Source organism: Microbacterium resistens, assembly GCF_031456305.1.
Classification (GTDB): Bacteria; Actinomycetota; Actinomycetes; order Actinomycetales; family Microbacteriaceae; genus Microbacterium; species Microbacterium resistens_A.
Genome location: NZ_JAVDUM010000007.1, coordinates 31,375 through 48,317, shown reverse-complemented (window position 1 = coordinate 48,317; position 16,943 = coordinate 31,375). Strand labels below are relative to the sequence as shown.

19 protein-coding genes and 1 tRNA gene are annotated in these 16,943 nt (G+C 69.2%); 7 read left to right on the top strand and 13 right to left on the bottom strand.

The genetic code is table 11. The features are described 5' to 3' along the window. Positions 1–21 precede the first annotated feature (21 nt). The gene (locus tag J2Y69_RS09110) at positions 22–1,341 is read right to left on the bottom strand and encodes an alpha/beta hydrolase (protein WP_310019825.1); all 1,320 of its coding nucleotides are present in this window, start codon (positions 1,339–1,341) and stop codon (positions 22–24) included. Between the two features lie 132 nt (positions 1,342–1,473). Between J2Y69_RS09110 and J2Y69_RS09105 the strand changes: the two genes are divergently transcribed. The 3 genes from J2Y69_RS09105 (at position 1,474) to J2Y69_RS09095 (ending at position 3,291) form a co-directional block, all read left to right on the top strand. Then, positions 1,474–2,859 (top strand): glycine--tRNA ligase, encoded by a 1,386-nt coding sequence (locus J2Y69_RS09105; protein ID WP_310019823.1) that lies wholly within the window; start codon positions 1,474–1,476, stop codon positions 2,857–2,859. 88 nt (positions 2,860–2,947) lie between these two features. Then, positions 2,948–3,022 (top strand) — tRNA-Gly (locus J2Y69_RS09100). 86 nt (positions 3,023–3,108) lie between these two features. After that, a complete protein-coding gene (locus J2Y69_RS09095) occupies positions 3,109–3,291 on the top strand; it encodes a YegP family protein (RefSeq protein ID WP_310019821.1) in 183 nt (60 codons plus the stop codon). 60 nt (positions 3,292–3,351) lie between these two features. Here the strand turns inward: J2Y69_RS09095 and J2Y69_RS09090 are convergent, their stop codons facing one another. The 11 genes from J2Y69_RS09090 to J2Y69_RS09040 form a co-directional block, all read right to left on the bottom strand. Then, the gene (locus tag J2Y69_RS09090; RefSeq protein WP_310019819.1) at positions 3,352–5,772 is read right to left on the bottom strand and encodes a bifunctional lysylphosphatidylglycerol flippase/synthetase MprF; all 2,421 of its coding nucleotides are present in this window, start codon (positions 5,770–5,772) and stop codon (positions 3,352–3,354) included. Positions 5,773–5,807: 35 nt separating this feature from the next. After that, positions 5,808–7,112, bottom strand: coding sequence for an alpha/beta hydrolase (locus J2Y69_RS09085; RefSeq protein ID WP_310019817.1), 1,305 nt, complete (start codon positions 7,110–7,112; stop codon positions 5,808–5,810). 202 nt (positions 7,113–7,314) lie between these two features. Continuing rightward, positions 7,315–8,070, bottom strand: a complete 756-nt coding sequence (locus tag J2Y69_RS09080; RefSeq protein WP_310019816.1) for an amino acid ABC transporter ATP-binding protein — start codon at positions 8,068–8,070, stop codon at positions 7,315–7,317. Beyond that, positions 8,067–8,858: an amino acid ABC transporter permease gene (locus tag J2Y69_RS09075; RefSeq protein ID WP_310019814.1), complete on the bottom strand. Its 792-nt coding sequence runs from the start codon at positions 8,856–8,858 to the stop codon at positions 8,067–8,069. The genes J2Y69_RS09080 and J2Y69_RS09075 overlap by 4 nt, the downstream gene beginning before the upstream one ends. Positions 8,859–8,871: 13 nt before the next feature. Further along, positions 8,872–9,702 carry a transporter substrate-binding domain-containing protein gene (locus J2Y69_RS09070; RefSeq protein WP_310019812.1) on the bottom strand — a complete coding sequence of 277 codons (831 nt, stop codon included), beginning with the start codon at positions 9,700–9,702 and terminating at the stop codon, positions 8,872–8,874. Between the two features lie 125 nt (positions 9,703–9,827). Continuing rightward, positions 9,828–10,130 (bottom strand): Dabb family protein, encoded by a 303-nt coding sequence (locus J2Y69_RS09065; protein ID WP_310019810.1) that lies wholly within the window; start codon positions 10,128–10,130, stop codon positions 9,828–9,830. After that, positions 10,127–10,402 carry a glutaredoxin family protein gene (locus tag J2Y69_RS09060; RefSeq protein WP_310019808.1) on the bottom strand — a complete coding sequence of 92 codons (276 nt, stop codon included), beginning with the start codon at positions 10,400–10,402 and terminating at the stop codon, positions 10,127–10,129. The genes J2Y69_RS09065 and J2Y69_RS09060 overlap by 4 nt, the downstream gene beginning before the upstream one ends. Next, positions 10,399–10,701: a rhodanese-like domain-containing protein gene (locus J2Y69_RS09055; RefSeq protein ID WP_310019805.1), complete on the bottom strand. Its 303-nt coding sequence runs from the start codon at positions 10,699–10,701 to the stop codon at positions 10,399–10,401. The genes J2Y69_RS09060 and J2Y69_RS09055 overlap by 4 nt, the downstream gene beginning before the upstream one ends. Positions 10,702–10,797: 96 nt before the next feature. Continuing rightward, complete coding sequence (locus J2Y69_RS09050) at positions 10,798–10,896, bottom strand: 30S ribosomal protein bS22 (protein WP_003792170.1); 99 nt, start codon at positions 10,894–10,896, stop codon at positions 10,798–10,800. 135 nt (positions 10,897–11,031) lie between these two features. Next, positions 11,032–11,223: a helix-turn-helix domain-containing protein gene (locus J2Y69_RS09045; protein ID WP_310019803.1), complete on the bottom strand. Its 192-nt coding sequence runs from the start codon at positions 11,221–11,223 to the stop codon at positions 11,032–11,034. A 139-nt stretch (positions 11,224–11,362) separates the two neighbouring features. Continuing rightward, positions 11,363–12,295, bottom strand: coding sequence for a TetR/AcrR family transcriptional regulator (locus tag J2Y69_RS09040; RefSeq protein ID WP_310019801.1), 933 nt, complete (start codon positions 12,293–12,295; stop codon positions 11,363–11,365). Positions 12,296–12,378: 83 nt separating this feature from the next. Here J2Y69_RS09040 and J2Y69_RS09035 point away from each other — a divergent pair, with 83 nt between their 5' ends. Together J2Y69_RS09035 and J2Y69_RS09030 are read left to right on the top strand one after the other, a co-directional pair. Continuing rightward, a complete protein-coding gene (locus tag J2Y69_RS09035) occupies positions 12,379–13,293 on the top strand; it encodes an ABC transporter ATP-binding protein (RefSeq protein ID WP_310019799.1) in 915 nt (304 codons plus the stop codon). Continuing rightward, positions 13,290–14,147 carry an ABC transporter permease gene (locus J2Y69_RS09030; RefSeq protein WP_310019797.1) on the top strand — a complete coding sequence of 286 codons (858 nt, stop codon included), beginning with the start codon at positions 13,290–13,292 and terminating at the stop codon, positions 14,145–14,147. The genes J2Y69_RS09035 and J2Y69_RS09030 overlap by 4 nt, the downstream gene beginning before the upstream one ends. Before the next feature lie 62 nt (positions 14,148–14,209). Here the strand turns inward: J2Y69_RS09030 and J2Y69_RS09025 are convergent, their stop codons facing one another. After that, positions 14,210–14,626, bottom strand: coding sequence for an ArsR/SmtB family transcription factor (locus J2Y69_RS09025; protein WP_310019795.1), 417 nt, complete (start codon positions 14,624–14,626; stop codon positions 14,210–14,212). Between the two features lie 76 nt (positions 14,627–14,702). Between J2Y69_RS09025 and J2Y69_RS09020 the strand changes: the two genes are divergently transcribed. Beyond that, a complete protein-coding gene (locus tag J2Y69_RS09020) occupies positions 14,703–16,118 on the top strand; it encodes a TrkH family potassium uptake protein (protein WP_310019793.1) in 1,416 nt (471 codons plus the stop codon). After that, entirely contained in the window at positions 16,111–16,782 is a 672-nt protein-coding gene (locus tag J2Y69_RS09015; RefSeq protein ID WP_310019791.1) for a potassium channel family protein, read from the top strand. The genes J2Y69_RS09020 and J2Y69_RS09015 overlap by 8 nt, the downstream gene beginning before the upstream one ends. Positions 16,783–16,943 lie beyond the last annotated feature (161 nt).

The following is a 16,943-nucleotide window of genomic DNA, read 5'->3' as shown; positions in this document are numbered from 1 at the left end:
TGGGTGCGCGGCGGGCCGCGGTCATCCGGTCGGCGCGGAGAGCCCGAGCAGTGGATAGAGCACGCCGAACGCCATGGGCATGCCCCCATCGATCGCGGTCTCGTTGTGGTCGGCCCCGGGGATCACGTAGGTGGAGACTGTGAAGCCGGCGTCCGCGGCGAGCTTCGCGTTCTCCTGCGCATAGCCGTTCACGACGGGGTCCTTCTCGCCGGCGGTGAAGATCGCATGGTGCCCCGCGAAGGCGTTCGTCTCCTTGCCCGCGGCGAGGTAGGCCGCCGGCTTGTCGGCGTCGTACTTCTTCTTGTCGCCCCCGTAGAAGCCGTCGAGAGCGTTGGCGTCGGCGTCCACGCCGGGGAACGGGTCGCCGGACACGTCCACGAGATGCCCCCAGGTCTCCGGGTACTTCGCCGCCCACTTCAGGGCGCAGGCCCCGCCGTTGGAGTAGCCCATCATGCTCCAGGACCTCTTGTCCGCCACGACGTTGAGCCGCTCCAGCGCGAAGGCGGGGATGTCCTTGTTGAAGTACGTCTCCGCGCCGCCGAACGTGGGAGAGTCCATGCAAACCGGGTCCTGCGTGCGATCGCCGCCCAGCTGGTCGGCGATGATCACGATCGGCGCGAGCCCCTTGTTCTCGGCGGCCATCTTGTCGAGCGCGTTCTGGATGAACGTGGGGTCGGGGTTGCCCGGCTTGCCCATCATCTGGATGGCGAAGGGAAGGTGGGGCGGGTCCTTCACGAGAGCCGCCGGCGGAAGGTAGACGATCGCGTCGCGCGGCTTGTAGCCGGCGCTGGACGGGATCGCGTCCGCGCCGGTGAGCTTGCTCACCGTGCCCTTGGCCGGCATGTCGGCCGGCGGGGTCCAGTTCTCGTAGAGGGGGCCGGAAAGCGCCTCCTCCGGGGTCACCGCGGGAAGCGAGCCGATCGCCTCGACGGTCGACTCGCCCACGATGTCCCCGATCGTCCGGTCGATGCCGAACAGCGCGTTGATCCCGAGTGCGGTCGAGAGCAGCGTGAGCAGGATCGTGACGATCGCGACGATCTTCCGCCACGCCTTGGAGTCCCAGAGGCTCACGATGGCGAGCGCGAGGACGGCCAGGCCACCGCCGGCCCACCAGGCGGCCCCCTGCGGCATCGCCGCGTCGAAGAGCCGCATCCGATCGGCGATCAGGACACCGCCCACCCCGAGGAGCGCCCCCGCGAGGATGCCGATGAGCGCCGTCAGCACCCACCGCCCCGTGGGTCGACGGATCAGCAGCACGAGCGCCAGGACGGCGGTCAGGCCCCAGATCGTCAGGGGGACCGGTCCGCCGACGACGTCGATCTTCAGAAGCCAGGGGGGCATTTCTTCTCGATTCCGTATCGGGGGAGAACCCGCAGTCATGATATCGGCACGGACCTCGTGGCCCACGAGGTCCGGCAATGATAGACAGGGGCCATTCGGCATCGACCAGGACCCTGCGATCAAGGACGGAACATGACACCCGAAGAACGCCTCAACGCGGCCATCGCGCTCGCTCAGCACCGGGGGTTCGTCTTCCCCTCCGGCGACATCTACGGCGGCACCCGTTCCGCCTGGGACTACGGTCCCTACGGGGTTTCCCTTAAGGAGAACATCAAGAAGGAATGGTGGAAGACCTTCGTGCAGCGCCGCGGCGACATGGTCGGCCTCGACTCCGCCGTGATCCTCCCCACCGCGGTCTGGGAGGCGTCAGGACACGTCCAGGTGTTCAGCGATCCGCTCACCGAGTCGCTGACCACCCACAAGCGCTATCGCGCCGACCACCTCTTCGAGGCGTATGAGGAGAAGCACGGCCACCCGCCGGAGAACGGCCTCGCCGACATCCCGGACCCCGAGCACCCCGACAGGATCGGCCAGTGGACCGAGATCCGCATGTTCTCCGGCCTCGTGAAGACCTACCTCGGCGTCGTGGACGACGAGTCGGGCAAGCACTACCTCCGCCCGGAGACCGCGCAGGGGATCTTCACGAACTTCAAGAACATCCAGCAGTCGATGCGCCGCAAGCCCCCCTTCGGGATCGGGCAGATCGGGAAGTCGTTCCGCAACGAGATCACGCCGGGCAACTTCATCTTCCGCACGCGCGAGTTCGAGCAGATGGAGATCGAGTACTTCGTCCACCCGAGCGAGGACGAGAGCGCGCACGAGGAGTGGATGCGGGCCAGCTGGGACTGGTTCGTGGACCTCGGCATGAACCCCGAGAACATCCGGTGGTTCGAGCACCCCGCCGAGAAGCTGGCTCACTACTCCAAGCGGACCGTGGACATCGAGTACCGGTTCGGGTTCACAGGCGGCGAGTGGGGCGAGCTCATGGGCGTCGCCAACCGCACCGACTACGACCTGGCCACCCACGCGGAGAAGTCGGGGAAGGACCTGTCCTACTTCGACACGGCCGCGGAGGAGCGGTACATCCCGTACGTCATCGAGCCGTCGTTCGGGCTCAGCCGCTCGGTGATGGCCTTCCTCGTCGACGCCTACGACGTCGAGGAGACCACCACCGCGGACGGCAAGAAGGACACCAGGACCGTGCTGCGCCTGGACCACCGCCTCGCCCCCTTCAAGGTGGCCGTGCTCCCGCTGTCGCGGAACGAGGCCCTCACGCCGACCGCACGCGAGGTCGCCGACCTGCTGCGCTACCACTGGGACGTCGACTACGACGACGCCCAGGCGATCGGACGCCGCTACCGGCGCCAGGACGAGGTCGGGACCCCGTACTGCGTCACCGTGGACTTCGACTCGATCGAGGATCGCGCCGTCACCGTGCGGGACCGGGACTCGATGCAGCAGGTGCGCATCCCGATCGCCGGCCTCGTGGACCACTTCTCGGCCGCGTTCACCAGCTGACGAGTAAGGGTTTCCCCTTAGATCATCCCCACGGGAATCGCATTTCCCGTATGATGATGGAACGGCACCCCGCAAGGGGAATCGTTTCGCGAGTGTAGTTCAATGTCAGAATGTCACCCTTCCCGGGTGAAGATGCAGTGTTCAACTCCTGCCACTCGCTCCACTTTTTCCCCCTTCCTTTCGAGGCGCTTTCGTCGCTAACGTGAGCATCGGACGTTTCTTGTCCGATTCCGTACGAAAGGACTCATCATGGCCGGCAAGTTCGAGCTGTACCAGGACAAGAGCGACGATTACCGCTTCCGACTCAAGGCCGGCAACGGCGAGATCATCGCGACCGGCCAGGGCTATTCGTCCAAGGCGAGCGCGCTGAACGGGATCGAATCGGTCCGCCGCAATGCGGTCGACGCCGAGGTCGTCGAGGTCGAGGGCTGACGACCTCCCCCGCGCGACGGTGCCCCGCCCCTCTTCGGGGCGGGGCACCGTCGTCTCGCCTCAGCCCGACAGCGTGCGCATGAGCGCGAGGTACTCGCGCGGTGAGACGTCGGGCAGGTAGGCGCGGGCGAGGGCGAGACCGATCGTGGGCAGCTGCGCGGGGTCCGCGTAGGTCAGGTACAGCGGACGGTAGTCCGGGTTGAACTTCCCCTTGAACCGGAACAGCGATGCGAAGCCGTAGGCCGGCTCGAGCACGCGGCTCAGCCAGGCGAGCAGCTGCGTGAGCCCGTCCGGATCCCCCGACTCGTCCGGCGCCTGCGCCAGCGGCGCACCGGACAGGCTCATCGTGGCGAGCCCCTCCTCCTTCATGCGCAGCGCCGCGGAGGCCAGCAGGTACTCCATCACCCCCGACATCGCGTCGTCGGCACGGCGCATGAAGTCGAGCGTCCAGCCCACCAGCTCGCCGTCCTCCCAGCAGGGCAGCCAGCTGGTGACCGCCTGGAGCTCGCCGTCGGGGCCGATCGCGAGCATCAGCGCCACATCCGGGTCCTTGAGCTCCTCCAGGCCCCCCAGGGTGAACCGCATCTCCGGAAGGGCCTTCTCCGAGACCCACTGCTCGCTGAGGGCGTCGAGCTTGGCCGTCATCGCCGGCCCCAGATCCACCCAGCGCGTCCAGACCGCGGTGAGACCATCGCGGTTCCCGCGGTTGTAGGGCTGGCGCACCTTCGTCCACACCTTGCCGGTGAGCGCGAACCGCTCGAGCGGGACGACCGTCTCCTCGGCGACCGAGAGCTGCTTCCAGCCGAGGTCGCGGAAGACGGGCATCACCTCCTCGTGCGTGCTGTAGAAGACCGGCGTCCACGCGTTGCTGTCGCAGAAGTCGATGAATCCGCGGACCGTCGCGCGCATGTCCTCGGGGGCGCACACCGGGTCGCCGACCGCGATCGCGATGTCCGAGACCACCCGGTAGGCGATCACGCCGCTGCCGTCCGGCGAGAACCAGTGGCTGTTCCCCGGCCAGGTGCCCATGAATCCGAGAGTGCCGCTGCCGTATCGACGCAGGCGGTCGCGGTAGCGCAGGGCGTCGTCGGTCGCCGTGTTCGCGCGGGCCCGCAGCAGGCCCAGCATGGCCACGGCGAAGACGCCCCAGAAGGCCGCGCCCATGCCGCGGTGGATGGCACGCGGAAGCCCCACCAGCGGTGTCGTCGCGCGCGGTCGTCCGATCCCGGTGGGCAGGAACCGCCGCACGGCGTCGCCGAGGACGTTCCAGAACCCGCTCGAGTTCGTGAGCGTGAGCACGAGGATCGTGTCCACGAGCAGGAGGCCGACGAAGGCGGCGAGCACGACGAGCGCGAACCGGCGCACGACGACCCGATTCGCGCGGACGGCGAAACGACGACGCGTGATCACCAGCAGGAGCATCACCGCCAGCGGCACGGCGATCGCGAACACCGCGAACCCGGGGAACTGCTTGTCGAAGGCGGCGAGCGACTCCGGATGCTTGGCCGTGCGGATCACCAGGCTGAGCGCGGTAAGGACGGCCATGGTCACGTTCACCCCGAGGGCCAGGAACCAGGCCGCGCGGCGCCCCGCGCGCAGTCCCCACGCGGCCACGAGGCACAGGACGAGGGGCACGATGCTCATCAGGAACGAGCCGGCGCCCGCCGCGACGATCGCGGGGACGTCCACGACGCACCGCTCGGTCGCTGCCCGCGCGCACCGGGAGATCACCGTGCTGATGTCCGCGCCGCGAAGCCCCGCGATGATCGGGGAGAGCGGACCGGTCCCCACCCCGGTCAGGAGGACGATGAGCGGCCCGAGACCCGTCACCGCGACGATCGCGGCGACGAGGGTGCGCGTCTCCCGATAGGAGCTCCGGTGCCAGGCCGGGTGCGTCGCGCGGCGGGCGAGGATGAGACCGGTGAAGAGGCCGAGGAGAGCCGCGATCAGCCGGTAGAGGCTGTCCGAGTCCCCGGCGTAGAGCGTAAACATGACCAGCCAGGAGAAGCCGATGAGCCGGATCCGGCGACGGTAGAGCGCCGGCGCGAAGGCGCTCGCCGCCATGACCGCCCCGCAGATCCCGATGACGGGGTCCGACACCAGATCCGACGATCCCGCGCGGGCCCAGACCTCGCCCCAGCTCGCGGCGAGCGCCTGCACCCCCGCACCCAGCACGATCCCCAGCACGCCCGTGCCGAGGAAGAGCGCCGCGGTCCGCCAAGACCCCATCAGCCGCTCGGCGTAGGCCAGCATCGTCAGCGCCAGGAGCAGCGCGAACAGGAGCTGCACGACGGAGTCCGGGAGGAGGAGCGCGGTGAGCGGCGTCCACCAGCGACGCTCCTCGCCGATCGATTGCGGGCTCGCCGAGAGCGCGGCGAGCTGGGCGCCCCAGAGCGTCTCCAGGGCAAGGCCGAGCGCCAGGACGACGACGCTCAGCGCCACCGAGAACGGATGCCGACGGATGTAGGCAAGCGCCCGCACCCCCAACGCCTTCGACGATGCGGCGAGCCGGGCTTTCACTGTGTCACCAGCCCCCAGCGCGGGGCGAGTTGGCGGAACGCCTCGGCCAGCCCGTCGTCGAGCGCCTTCCCCGTGTGGGAGGCGCCCTGGACCAGATAGAAGGTGGCGTCGAAGCCGGCGGCGCTCGCGGAGTCCGCGGCGGCCTTCGCGGGAGGACCGTACTTCTTGTCCTCGGAGCCGGCGGTGAACACCGCTCTCCGGTCCGTGTACGCGCCGGGGTGGCGCAGCAGGACCGACTCGGGCTTGTTGGCCTCGAACGCCGCCTTGTCGCCCTTGAGCGCCTCGTCCAGGACCGACTTCTCGTCGCCATAGCCCGGCCAGCGCTCGCCGGACACGTCGATGATGTTCCCCCAGATCTCCGGGTGCTCGGCGCCGTAGAGGAACGAGCACGCCCCGCCGTTGGAGTAGCCGCTGATCGTCCAGTACTGCGGGTCCTGGAGCACCCGCAGGTGCGTGCGGATGTACTGCGGGATGTCGGTGTTGAAGTAGGTGGACACTCCGCCGTACGTCTTCGTGTCGGCGCACCCCGGGTTCTGCGACTGCTCACCGAGCTGGTCGGCGATGATGACGATCGGGCCGAGGCCGTCGTGCTCCGCCGCGAACTTGTCGAGCACGTCCTTCACAGCCGAGGAGTCGGGGTTGCCCGGCAGACCCATCATCTGCACGACGACGGGCAGCGCCGGCGGGTTCGCGACCCGGGCCGCGGGCGGGAGGATGATCGTCCCGTCCCGGGGGACGAAGCCTGCGGTCGACGGGATGGCCTTGTCGCCGCTGAGCGAGAACACCGCGCTCTTCTTCGGCATGTCCGCCGGCGGCTTCCAGCTCGCCGCGAGAGGGACGGTGGACGTCGCGTGCGGGTCGGGGGCGGGGAACACGCCCGCCTGCGCGTGCGTGGAGATCCCCAGCAGCTCTCCCGGCGTGCGATCCAGCCCGAAGGCGGCGTTGATGCCGATCGTCCCGGACAGCAGGGCGGCGATCACCAGGATGATCGCGGTGACCTTGTGCCACCAGCGCGAGTCCCACAGGCTCACGATCCCGAGCGCGACCGCGGCGAAGGCGCCGGCCGCCCACCATCGGGCGCTCCCCGGGAGCGCTCCGCCGAAGAGGTTCCACGCCTCCCCGAGAACGGCCGTGAGGAAGCCGAGCACCCCGCCCGCGAGCACCGCGATCAGGGCGCGGCGCACCCAGCGGGCGGTCGGGCGTCGGGCGATCAGGACGAGCACCGCGGCGGTAGCGATCCCCCAGACCGTCCACGGGACCACGCCTTCGGCGATGTCCAGCGTGAGCAGCCAGTGCAGCATGAGCCCTCTTTTCCGCACCTCTCCGCCCGGACGCAGGTGACGGCCTATCCTAGACCGCACGCTCCGGACGGCCCTGAGGGCTCACCCTGAGATCGGCGGGCGGATCGGCGTCGTTCCCGGCCGCGGGCGCGAGCGCATCCCCTACGAGGATCCCGGACGCGACTGCGGGGAACCCCGTAGGGGGTGCGGAGCGGAGACGGTGTCAGAGCACGCGGGAGAGGAAATCCTTGGTGCGCTGATGCTGGGGGTTCGCCAGCACCTCGTGCGGGTCCCCCTCCTCGAGGATGTGGCCGCCGTCCATGAAGATCAGCCGGGACCCGACCTCGCGGGCGAAGCCCATCTCGTGCGTCACGACGAGCATCGTCATCCCCTCGTCCGCCAGCGACCGCATCACCTGCAGCACCTCGCCCACGAGCTCGGGGTCAAGGGCCGAGGTCGGTTCGTCGAAGAGCATCATGTCCGGGTTCATGCACAGCGCCCTGGCGATCGCCACGCGCTGCTGCTGACCGCCGGAGAGGTGGCTCGGATACGCGTCGGCCTTCTGCGCGAGCCCGACGCGGGTGAGCATCTCGTGGGCGATCCGCTCGGCCTCCTCCTTCGGACGCTTCTTCACCCTCCGCTGGGCGATGGTGAGGTTGCCCAGGACCGTCATGTGCGGGAAGAGGTTGAAGCTCTGGAACACCATGCCGATGCGACTGCGCACGCGGTCGATGTCGGTGTCGGGATCCGTGATGTCGATCCCCTCGATGAGGATCGTCCCGCCCGTGGGCTCCTCGAGGAGGTTCACGGAGCGCAGCAGCGTGGACTTCCCCGATCCGGACGGGCCGATCACGCAGACGACCTCGCCCGCCTGGACGGTGAGGTCGATGCCCTTGAGCACCTCGTTCTCGCCGAAGGTCTTGACCAGGCCCCGCACCTCGATGGCCGGGGCGTGGACGTCGATCAGGTCGGTGCTCATCGCTGCCTCGCCATCCGTCGTTCGAGCCAGGCGACCACGCGCGTGAGCGGGATGGTCACCAGGAGGTAGAGCATGGCCGCCATCACGAGCGGCGTCGCGTTCGCGTTCGCCGTGAGCGCGTCGCGGGAGAAGGAGGTCAGCTCCTTGGAGAAGATCGTCGTCCCTGCGATGAACAGCAGGGACGTGTCCTTCAGCAGGAGCACGAACTCGTTCGTCATCGGCGGGATGATGATCCGGAAGCCCTGCGGGAGGATGATCCAGAACATCGTCTTCATGGGCGACATGCCCAGCGAGCGCGACGCCTCCGTCTGCCCCTTCGGCACCGCCTGGATTCCCGCGCGGATGACCTCGGCCATGTACGCGGAGGACACCACGATCAGTCCGAGGATGCCCGCCCCGATCGGCCCGCCCGGGATCTGCACCTTCAGCGCGATCGGGAGCATGAACGCGAACGCGAAGATCGTCAGCAGCGCGGGGAGGCCCCGGAACAGCTCGATCCACACGGTCGCGAACCAACGGAACGGCCCGATGCTGGACAGCTTCAGCAACGCCATCAGGATCCCGAGGAGGAGCCCTCCGATGAAGGAGAAGATCGTGAACAGGACCGTGTTCTTCAGCGCGATCGTGATGATCTCCGGGAACATCTTCGCCGCGACCTCGGGGTTGAGGAACTGCGTGACGAAGACGCCCCAGTCGGTGGCGACCGCCACCCACACCACGAGCGCGGCGAAGAGCACGTACATCGAGATCCGGTAGATGCGGCTCCGGGTTCTCTTACGTAGTGCCATCAGCGGATCCGGATTACTTCGCGGTGAAGTACGTGTCGTAGATCTTCTGGTACTCGCCGTCGGCGCGGAGGTCGGCGAGGGCCTTGTCGACCGCCTCGCGGAGCGCGTCCTTCTTGCCCTTGGCGAAGGCGAAGCCGTAGGACTCGTCGGTCTTGTACGTCTCGACGATCTTGTAGGCGGAGTCGGCCTTCTCGTGCTCGAAGTTCACGGGCTGGTCCTGCAGGATCGCGTCGATCTGCCCGGCCTGGATCGCCGGCCACAGCTCGCCGTCCGAGGGGTACTGCACGAGGCTCGCGCCCTTCGCGTTCTCCTTGGCGTAGTTCTCGCCCGTGGTGCCCTGCTGCACGCCGACGTTCTTCCCGTCGAGGCCCTTGATGTCCTTGATCCCGGAGTCCGTGCGCACCAGCAGCGACTGCAGCGAGTCGTAGTACGGGGCGGAGAAGTCGATGTTCGCCTTGCGGGCGTCGGTGATGGTCATCGCCGAGGCCCCGATGTCGCACTGGCCGGCGACCAGGGTCGTCCCGGACTGCAGGGCGTCGAAGTTCACGTCCTGGATCGAGACCTTGAGGTTCAGCTTCTTCGCGATCGCCGTCAGCAGGTCGATGTCGAAGCCGGAGTAGCCGGACTCGCTCTTGGCGTCCTCGACCTCGAACGGCGGGTAGGGGACGTCGGAGCAGACCGTGAGGGTGCCCTCGGTCACGAGAGCGTAGTCGCCGCCGGCGACGGGCGCTCCCGACTCCGACGAGCCGCCTGCCTGCGATCCGCCGCCCGAGCATCCGGCGAGGGCGAGGGTGGCCACTGCGGCGAGGGCGATGCCAGCGGCAAGAGGGGTACGACGATGCATGGCCGAAACTCCATTGTCAATGGACGGGATCCGCCCAGGTTCGGATAGGTGGAACACATCTTGTCATGCCCGCATACCCTGCCCGTAACCCCCACGTCTCGGGCGCATCACGATCCTGTTTCGGATCAGACCTCGATGTCCACCGCCGCGCGAGAGGCGACAACCGACCGCACATACGCGACGACCTCCTGGTGCGCGGGGTGCACCTGGTAGGCGTCGAGGGCCGCCACGTCCTCGAAGTCGGCGACGAGGACGAGGTCCCAGTTGGCGTCGAGGTAGGCGACGTTGGGGCCCGCGGAGATCGATCGGATCTCCGGCACCACGCCCTCCAGCGCCAGGAGCCGGGCGGCGGCCTCGGCCGCGTGGGCCTCACGCTCGGAGGGGTCCTCCGACGCCATCCGCCACATCACGACGTGTCGCAGGGTCATCGCGCCTCCTCACGTGCCCGCAGGAGCAGGGCGTCGCGCAGGCGATCGGGCGCGACCCGCCAGTGCGCGTGGAGCTCACCGTCGATCAGGACGACGGGGATCTTCTCCCACCACTTCTCGTTGAGCGCCGGATCGTCCAGGATCGAGGCCTCGGTGATCTCGATGTCCTCGGCGACCGCGTCCGGCAGGTCGGCGACGACCGCGTCGACGACGTCGGAGGCGACCTCGCAGAGGTGGCAGCCCGGCTTGCCGAGGATCGTGACCGAGGTCACGGCGCCGGCGTCTCGACCGGGCGGCCCTGCGCGATCCACTCGCCGGTGCCGCCCTCGACGTTGGTGGCGTCGTAGCCGCGGCCCTCCAGCGCCTGGACGACGCGCGCCGAGCGTCCGCCGGCCTGGCAGATCACGTCGAACGCGCCGTCGGGGAGATCCCCGATGCGGTCCCCGATCTCGGACATCGGGATGTTCACGGCGCCCGGCACGTGCCCGCCGGCGAACTCGTCGCGCTCGCGCACATCGATAAGGGGTATCCCTGCCCGCTCGGCGAGCTGGGCGACGGTGATCGACTTCATGACTGCTCCCTGGGGCGGTGCCGGTATCCGTATCGAGCGTACAGACACGAAGCGCCCCTGTTGACTCGCGTCAGGGGCGCTCGGTGTATCGGCCGCTTACTTCTTGTTGCGGCGCTGGTGGCGAGTCTTGCGAAGCAGCTTGCGGTGCTTCTTCTTCGCCATGCGCTTGCGGCGCTTCTTGATGACAGAACCCACGGAAACCTCACTACGTCAGGGGCTGGGCGCCGGATGGTCGCGGCGCCCGGGATCGGGCACGGTAAAGATGCCTCAGTTCAGTTTAGCGTACACGGCGATGGTGCCCGTCCCGCGCTGCGTCCGGCGCCGCGGCGGTCACCCCGCATCCGCGATCGGGCGCTGAAGCGCAGCGGTCACCGCCGACTCCGGCACGCGATAGCTGCGGCCGAAACGGATCGCCGGCAACTCCCCCGCGTGCACGAGCCGATAGACGGTCATCTTCGATACGCGCATGATCTCGGCGACCTCGGCCACCGTCAGAAATCGCACATCCGGCATCTCGGGCATCCCCCGTACCCCTTTCTCGTAGCCCACACTTTAGGTCCTGGGTGCGACGGGTGTAAACCCGAGTAGCCGGTGTGACCGTCCGGCGCGACCCGCCGGCGCCCGCGCGCACGACCCCCTACACGCCCCGCCACACGCCGGCCTATGCGCCGGAACGGGCCTTCGCGAGCCGGTCCGCGGCCTCGCGCCGCGCCTGGCGCTCGACCTTCCGCGCGGCACGCAGCAGCTTCTCCGCCTCCCGCACCGCCTTCTGCGCCTCGCGATGCTTCCTGTCGCCCGCCGTCTCCACCGGATCCAGCTCCACCCACGGTGAGGACGGCGCCCGCTCGGCACCCTCGCCGAGCGCGTCGATGTACCGCTGGACCCCGTCGAAGAAGCGGTCCAGCCCGAAGCGGAACGGATCGTCCTGAGAGGAGAACACCCCCTCGTCGATCGCCGCGCGCAGCGACGGGTACTCGTCGGCGGTGACGAGCAGGTCGAACAGCGCGGCCTCCTGCGCCGTCGCCTCCTCGGGAGAGAGGCCGCTCGCCCGAGCGCGGTCGGCATACCCCGCCTGCACGGCCCCGCACCACCGCGCCTGGCCGAGCACGCCGAGGGCGACCGCCAGACGCTCACCCTCGGCGAGGGGTGTGCCGTCGAGCATCGCGAGCGCGCTGTCCAGCCACGCGGAGCTGTTGGGCGTGATGGGCGACCCGGAGATCGGCAGGCTCAGCAGCCAGGTGTGGCGGAGGTAGATCCGCACCGTGGCCGCGTAGAAGCGCTCCATCCGCTCCCGCCAGCCGTCCGCCTCGTCGACCTCCTCGATCGGCGCGCCGGTGGCGGCCTCCTGCATCAGCAGGAGCAGGTCGTCCTTGGCGCTGACGTAGCGGTACAGCGACATCGGGGTGAAACCCAGCTTGGCGGCGACCGCGGCCATCGACACCGCGGAGAGCCCCTCGGCATCGGCGAGCTCGACCGCCGTGTCGACGATCCGCTCCACGCTCATCTCCCGCTTGGGCCCGCGCTGGGGGGTCGCCGCCACTCCCCAGGCGAGCGCGATTCCACGCGGGAGCTCGGGCACGTCCTCGTCGGTCATGGCCCCATCCTATGCGTTGTGTCGCTCATAAACTGTGTGTTAGCGTCATAAACAGTTTGGTACGTATACAGAAAGGATCGACCATGCACCCCGCGATCGACGTCCGCGGTCTCCGCAAGGGCTTCGGCGACCATGTCGTCCTCGACGGCCTGGATCTCACCGTCCGCTCCGGCGAGATCTTCGCCCTCCTCGGCGCCAACGGCGCCGGCAAGACCACGGCCATCAACATCCTCACCACCCTCGTCGCCCCCGACGCCGGCACCGTGCGCGTCGCCGGGATCGACGCGACGGCCGATCCGATCGAGGTCAAACGCCGGATCAGCCTCACCGGGCAGGCGGCCTCCGTGGACGAGATGCTCACCGGACGCGAGAACCTCACGATGTTCGGGCGCCTGTCCGGGCTGTCCGCGCGCGATGCGCGAGCACGGGCCGAGGAGCTCCTCGCGCTGTTCGGCCTCGTCGAGGCGGGCGCCCGGCGCGTCCGCACCTACTCGGGAGGGATGCGCCGCCGTCTCGACCTCGCGCTGAGCTTCGTCGTACGCCCCGAGGTCCTCTTCCTCGACGAGCCGACCACGGGGCTGGACACCCGGAGCCGCCGCGATCTCTGGGAGGTGATCCGCTCGCTCGCCGACGCCGGCACCACCGTCTTCCTCACCACCCAGTACCTCGAGGAGGCGGATCGGCTCGCCGATCGCATCGCCGTTCTCGACCGCGGCAGGGTCGTGGCCCTGGGCACGGCCGCCGAGCTCAAGTCGCGGGTCGGCGACGAGAGCGTCGAGGTCGTCGATGGCGACGGCGCCGTGGTGCGCTCGGTCCCCACCGACGGCTCCGTGGCAGGGGTCCGCGCCGCGCTCGACGCGGTCTCCGCCGGCGGCGCCGACGGCCTCGTGCGCCTTCGCCAGCCCACCCTCGACGACGTCTTCCTGTCCCTCACCTCCGACAACACCGTCCCGCGCCCCGCCTCGACGCCCGGCGCCCCGATCAAGGAGCCCGCATGACCGCGCTCACCCCGTCCGCCACCCCGCCCGTCGTCCCGCCTGCTGCAACCCACGCGCCCGAACCCCTGGCGCCCGCGCCGTCGCTTCGTCCCCGGCTGCGGGGCATCGTGGCCGAGTCGGTCTTCGTCCGCCGCAGCCTCCTCCTGTCGCTCCGCGACGGGGAGTCGCTGCTGATGGCGATCATCCTGCCCGTGGTCCTCATGCTGCTGTTCACGTTCATCTTCGGCGGGGCGCTGGACCCCTCCGGCGGCTACGTCGACTACGTCGTGCCGGGGATCATCTTCATCTGCGCGGGCTTCGGCGCGTCCTCGACCGCCGTGAGCGTGGCGCACGACATGCAGAACGGCATCATCGACCGATTCCGCACCATGCCGCTGCGGGCGAGCGCCGTGCTCACCGGACACGTGGTCGCGAGCCTCATCCGCAACCTCCTCGCGACCGCCATCGTGATCGGGGTCGCGCTGCTCGTCGGGTTCCGACCGCACGCCGACCTCCTGGGCTGGATCGGCGCCGGCGCCATGATCGCGCTCTACATCCTGGCGATCACGTACCTGTTCGCAGCGATCGGGCTCGCCGCGTCGAGCGCCGAGGCGGCGAACGGCTTCGGGTTCCTCATCCTCTTCGTGCCCTACCTGTCGAGCGCGTTCGTCCCGGTGGAGACCATGCCCGTCTGGCTGCGATGGATCGCCGACAACCAGCCGGTCACCCCCATCATCGAGACGGTCCGAGGCCTCCTCTTCGCCGACCTCGCCGTCGACCGCGCGCTCTGGGGCATCGGGTGGTGCCTCGTGATCCTCGTGATCGCCGTGGTGTGGGGATCCTGGCTCTACCGCCGCAAGGCCGGCCACCGCTGACCCTCCCCTCGATCCCTCGCCTCAATCCCTCGCGGAGATGAGGCGCGGGGAGGAGGAGGGGCTCAGGCCCCGAGCCGCTTGAGCGCGGTCTGCACCACGTGCTTGGCGGACGCCGCCGCGCGGCCGACGACCTCGGCCGCGTGCGCGGCGCCCTCGGGCAGCGGCGGGACGGCGACCGGATACTCCGGCGCGGAGTCGCCGTAGGCGTCGACGAGGAAGGGGACGAGCCAGTCGTCCACGGTCTCCAGGGGCCCGACGGCGAGGCTGTAGAAGCGACGCTGACCGTCCTCCCGGACCGTCACCATCTCGGCGTCCCGCAGGACCTTGAGGTGCTTGGACACGGTCGGCTGGCTGATCCCCAGCTCGCTGACGATCTGCGTGACACTGGTCCCGGCATCGCCGTCCGTGGAGCGCTGGAGCAGGAGCTGGAGGATGTCCCGCCGCGTGCCGTCCGCGATCACGTCGAAGATGTCGGTCATGAGTTCACGATAGCCGCGACGCGGTCGGAGTACCATGACGAGGGCTCCGGAGTGGGGTGCCGGAAGGGCGGAGGACATGGCTCGCACGCTGGGGGCGACGGTGCGCTCCGCCGTGCACCTGGGCAAGGAGCTGACCACCTCCTCGCCCTCACGGTTCGCAATCGTCGTCTTCTCCGCCCTGATCCTCCTGTTCACCGCGCTCCTGTCGCTGCCGATCGCAAGCGCCGACCGCACGGTCACCCCGATCGCCGATGCGCTCTTCACCGCCGTCTCCACGATCTGCGTGACCGGCCTGTCGACGGTGGACATGGCTGCGCACTGGTCCCCCTTCGGACATGCGCTGATCTACATCGGCGTGAACATCGGCGGCCTCGGCGTGCTCACGCTCGCCTCCGTCATGGGCCTCGTGATCTCCAAGCGGCTGGGCCTGCGGGCCAAGCTCATCGCCGCGGGCGACACCAACCCGATGCGCGCCCACGGCGGCCCCGTGAACGAGAGCCAGACCGTGCGCCTGGGCGAGGTCGGCCAGCTGCTGCGCACTGTGGCGATCTCCGCCCTCGTGATCGAGGCCGTCCTCGCCGCTCTCCTCTACCCGGCGCTGGTGATGGCGGGGGCCGACCCCCTCACCGCCCTCTGGGAGGCGCCGTTCTACTCGGCGATGGCCTTCACGAACACGGGCTTCTCCCCCAACGCCGGGGGCCTTGTCCCCTTCGCCGACGACTACCTCGTGCTCACGCTGCTCATGATCGGCGTCTTCCTCGGGAGCATCGGCTTCCCGGTGATCTACACCCTGTCCCGGCACCTCTGGCACGTGAAGAAGTGGTCGCTGCACAGCAAGCTGACCCTCATCACCACGATCCTGCTGTTCTTCGTCGGAGCCGCCGTCTTCCTGCTGCTCGAGTACGACAACCCGCGCACCTTCGGCTCGATGGACGCCGGCGACACGACCTTCCAGGCCTTCTTCCTCTCCGCGATGACGCGCTCGGGAGGGTTCTCGGTCATCGATCAGGCCGACCTCAACGGATCCTCGCTCCTGGCCTCCTCGATGCTGATGTTCGTCGGCGGCGGCTCGGCCTCGACGGCGGGCGGCATCAAGGTGACCACCCTCGCCGTCCTCGCGCTCGCCGTATGGTCCGAGGCCAAGGGGCGCTCCTCGGTCGAGGCGTTCGGACGCCGGATCCCCAGCGACGTGCAGCGCGTGGCCCTCAGCGTCGTCGCCTGGGGTGCGACGATCGTCGCGGTCTCCACGATCGCGATCACGCAGATCACGAAGGAGTCCGTCATCAACGTGCTCTTCGACGTGATCTCGGCGTTCGGCACCGTGGGGCTCTCGACCGGCGTGACCGCGAGCCTGCCGGATCCGGCGTCCTACATCATGGCGGCCACGATCTTCATGGGCCGCGTTGGTACAGTGACTCTCGCCGCGGCGGTGGCCGCGACATCCCGAACGCAGCTCTACTCGCTGCCCGTGGAAAGGCCGATCGTTGGTTGAAGTGCTGCGCAGCGACGCGCCCGTCCTCGTGATCGGCCTCGGCCGCTTCGGTGCCGCGTGCGCCGGGGAGCTCGACCGGCTCGACCGCGAGGTGCTCGCGATCGACGACAGCCTCGAGCTCGTCCAGAAGTGGTCAGAGCGGGTCACCCACACCGTGCAGGCCGACGCGCGCAACATCGACGCACTGCGTCAGATCGGCGCGCAGGACTTCCAGGTCGCCGTCGTCGCCGTCGGCTCCCTCATCGAGGCGTCCGTGCTCATCACGGCGAACCTCGTGGACCTGAAGGTGCCGCAGATCTGGGCGAAGGCGGTGTCCCAGTCGCACGGCAAGATCCTGGCCCGCGTCGGCGCGAACCACGTGATCTACCCCGAGCGCGAGGCCGGCGAGCGCGTCGCGCACCTCGTGAGCGGCCGGATGCTGGACTTCATCCGCTTCGACGATGACTTCGTCCTGGCCAAGATGTACCCGCCGAAGTTCATCCGCGGCGTCGGCCTGAACCAGTCCGGCGTCCGCTCCAAGTACAGCGTGACGGTCGTGGGCGTGAAGAGCCCGGGCAAGCCCTTCCGGTATGCCGAGGCCGACACGGTCGTCACCAACCACGACCTCATCATCGTCTCCGGCACGAACAGCGACATCGAGCGGTTCGCCGCCCTCGACCGCTGACCGGTCGCCTCTCCCGCCCCTCACTCCCCTCACCCCCGCGCCTCCCGCGCTCTCCCGCGCTCCTTTCCCCGCGAGACTGCATCTGCGTCACGAGGCTGCAGGAAAATCGCGCTGTCTCGGAACGCAAGTGCAGTCTCGCGGTGAGCCGACCACGACGGGTC

What these genes read in the sequence shown, in the direction of transcription:
- J2Y69_RS09105 (WP_310019823.1), top strand. Translation starts at nt 1,474, where the DNA reads ATGACACCCGAAGAACGCCTCAACGCGGCCATCGCGCTCGCTCAGCAC.
- J2Y69_RS09030 (WP_310019797.1), top strand. Translation starts at nt 13,290, where the DNA reads ATGACCGCGCTCACCCCGTCCGCCACCCCGCCCGTCGTCCCGCCTGCT.
- J2Y69_RS09035 (WP_310019799.1), top strand. Translation starts at nt 12,379, where the DNA reads ATGCACCCCGCGATCGACGTCCGCGGTCTCCGCAAGGGCTTCGGCGAC.
- J2Y69_RS09020 (WP_310019793.1), top strand. Translation starts at nt 14,703, where the DNA reads ATGGCTCGCACGCTGGGGGCGACGGTGCGCTCCGCCGTGCACCTGGGC.
- J2Y69_RS09095 (WP_310019821.1), top strand. Translation starts at nt 3,109, where the DNA reads ATGGCCGGCAAGTTCGAGCTGTACCAGGACAAGAGCGACGATTACCGC.
- J2Y69_RS09025 (WP_310019795.1), bottom strand. Translation starts at nt 14,626, where the DNA reads ATGACCGACATCTTCGACGTGATCGCGGACGGCACGCGGCGGGACATC.
- J2Y69_RS09110 (WP_310019825.1), bottom strand. Translation starts at nt 1,341, where the DNA reads ATGCCCCCCTGGCTTCTGAAGATCGACGTCGTCGGCGGACCGGTCCCC.
- J2Y69_RS09055 (WP_310019805.1), bottom strand. Translation starts at nt 10,701, where the DNA reads ATGAAGTCGATCACCGTCGCCCAGCTCGCCGAGCGGGCAGGGATACCC.
- J2Y69_RS09080 (WP_310019816.1), bottom strand. Translation starts at nt 8,070, where the DNA reads ATGAGCACCGACCTGATCGACGTCCACGCCCCGGCCATCGAGGTGCGG.
- J2Y69_RS09075 (WP_310019814.1), bottom strand. Translation starts at nt 8,858, where the DNA reads ATGGCACTACGTAAGAGAACCCGGAGCCGCATCTACCGGATCTCGATG.
- J2Y69_RS09040 (WP_310019801.1), bottom strand. Translation starts at nt 12,295, where the DNA reads ATGACCGACGAGGACGTGCCCGAGCTCCCGCGTGGAATCGCGCTCGCC.
- J2Y69_RS09070 (WP_310019812.1), bottom strand. Translation starts at nt 9,702, where the DNA reads ATGCATCGTCGTACCCCTCTTGCCGCTGGCATCGCCCTCGCCGCAGTG.
- J2Y69_RS09065 (WP_310019810.1), bottom strand. Translation starts at nt 10,130, where the DNA reads ATGACCCTGCGACACGTCGTGATGTGGCGGATGGCGTCGGAGGACCCC.
- J2Y69_RS09045 (WP_310019803.1), bottom strand. Translation starts at nt 11,223, where the DNA reads ATGCCCGAGATGCCGGATGTGCGATTTCTGACGGTGGCCGAGGTCGCC.
- J2Y69_RS09085 (WP_310019817.1), bottom strand. Translation starts at nt 7,112, where the DNA reads ATGCTGCACTGGCTGCTCACGCTGGACATCGCCGAAGGCGTGGTCCCG.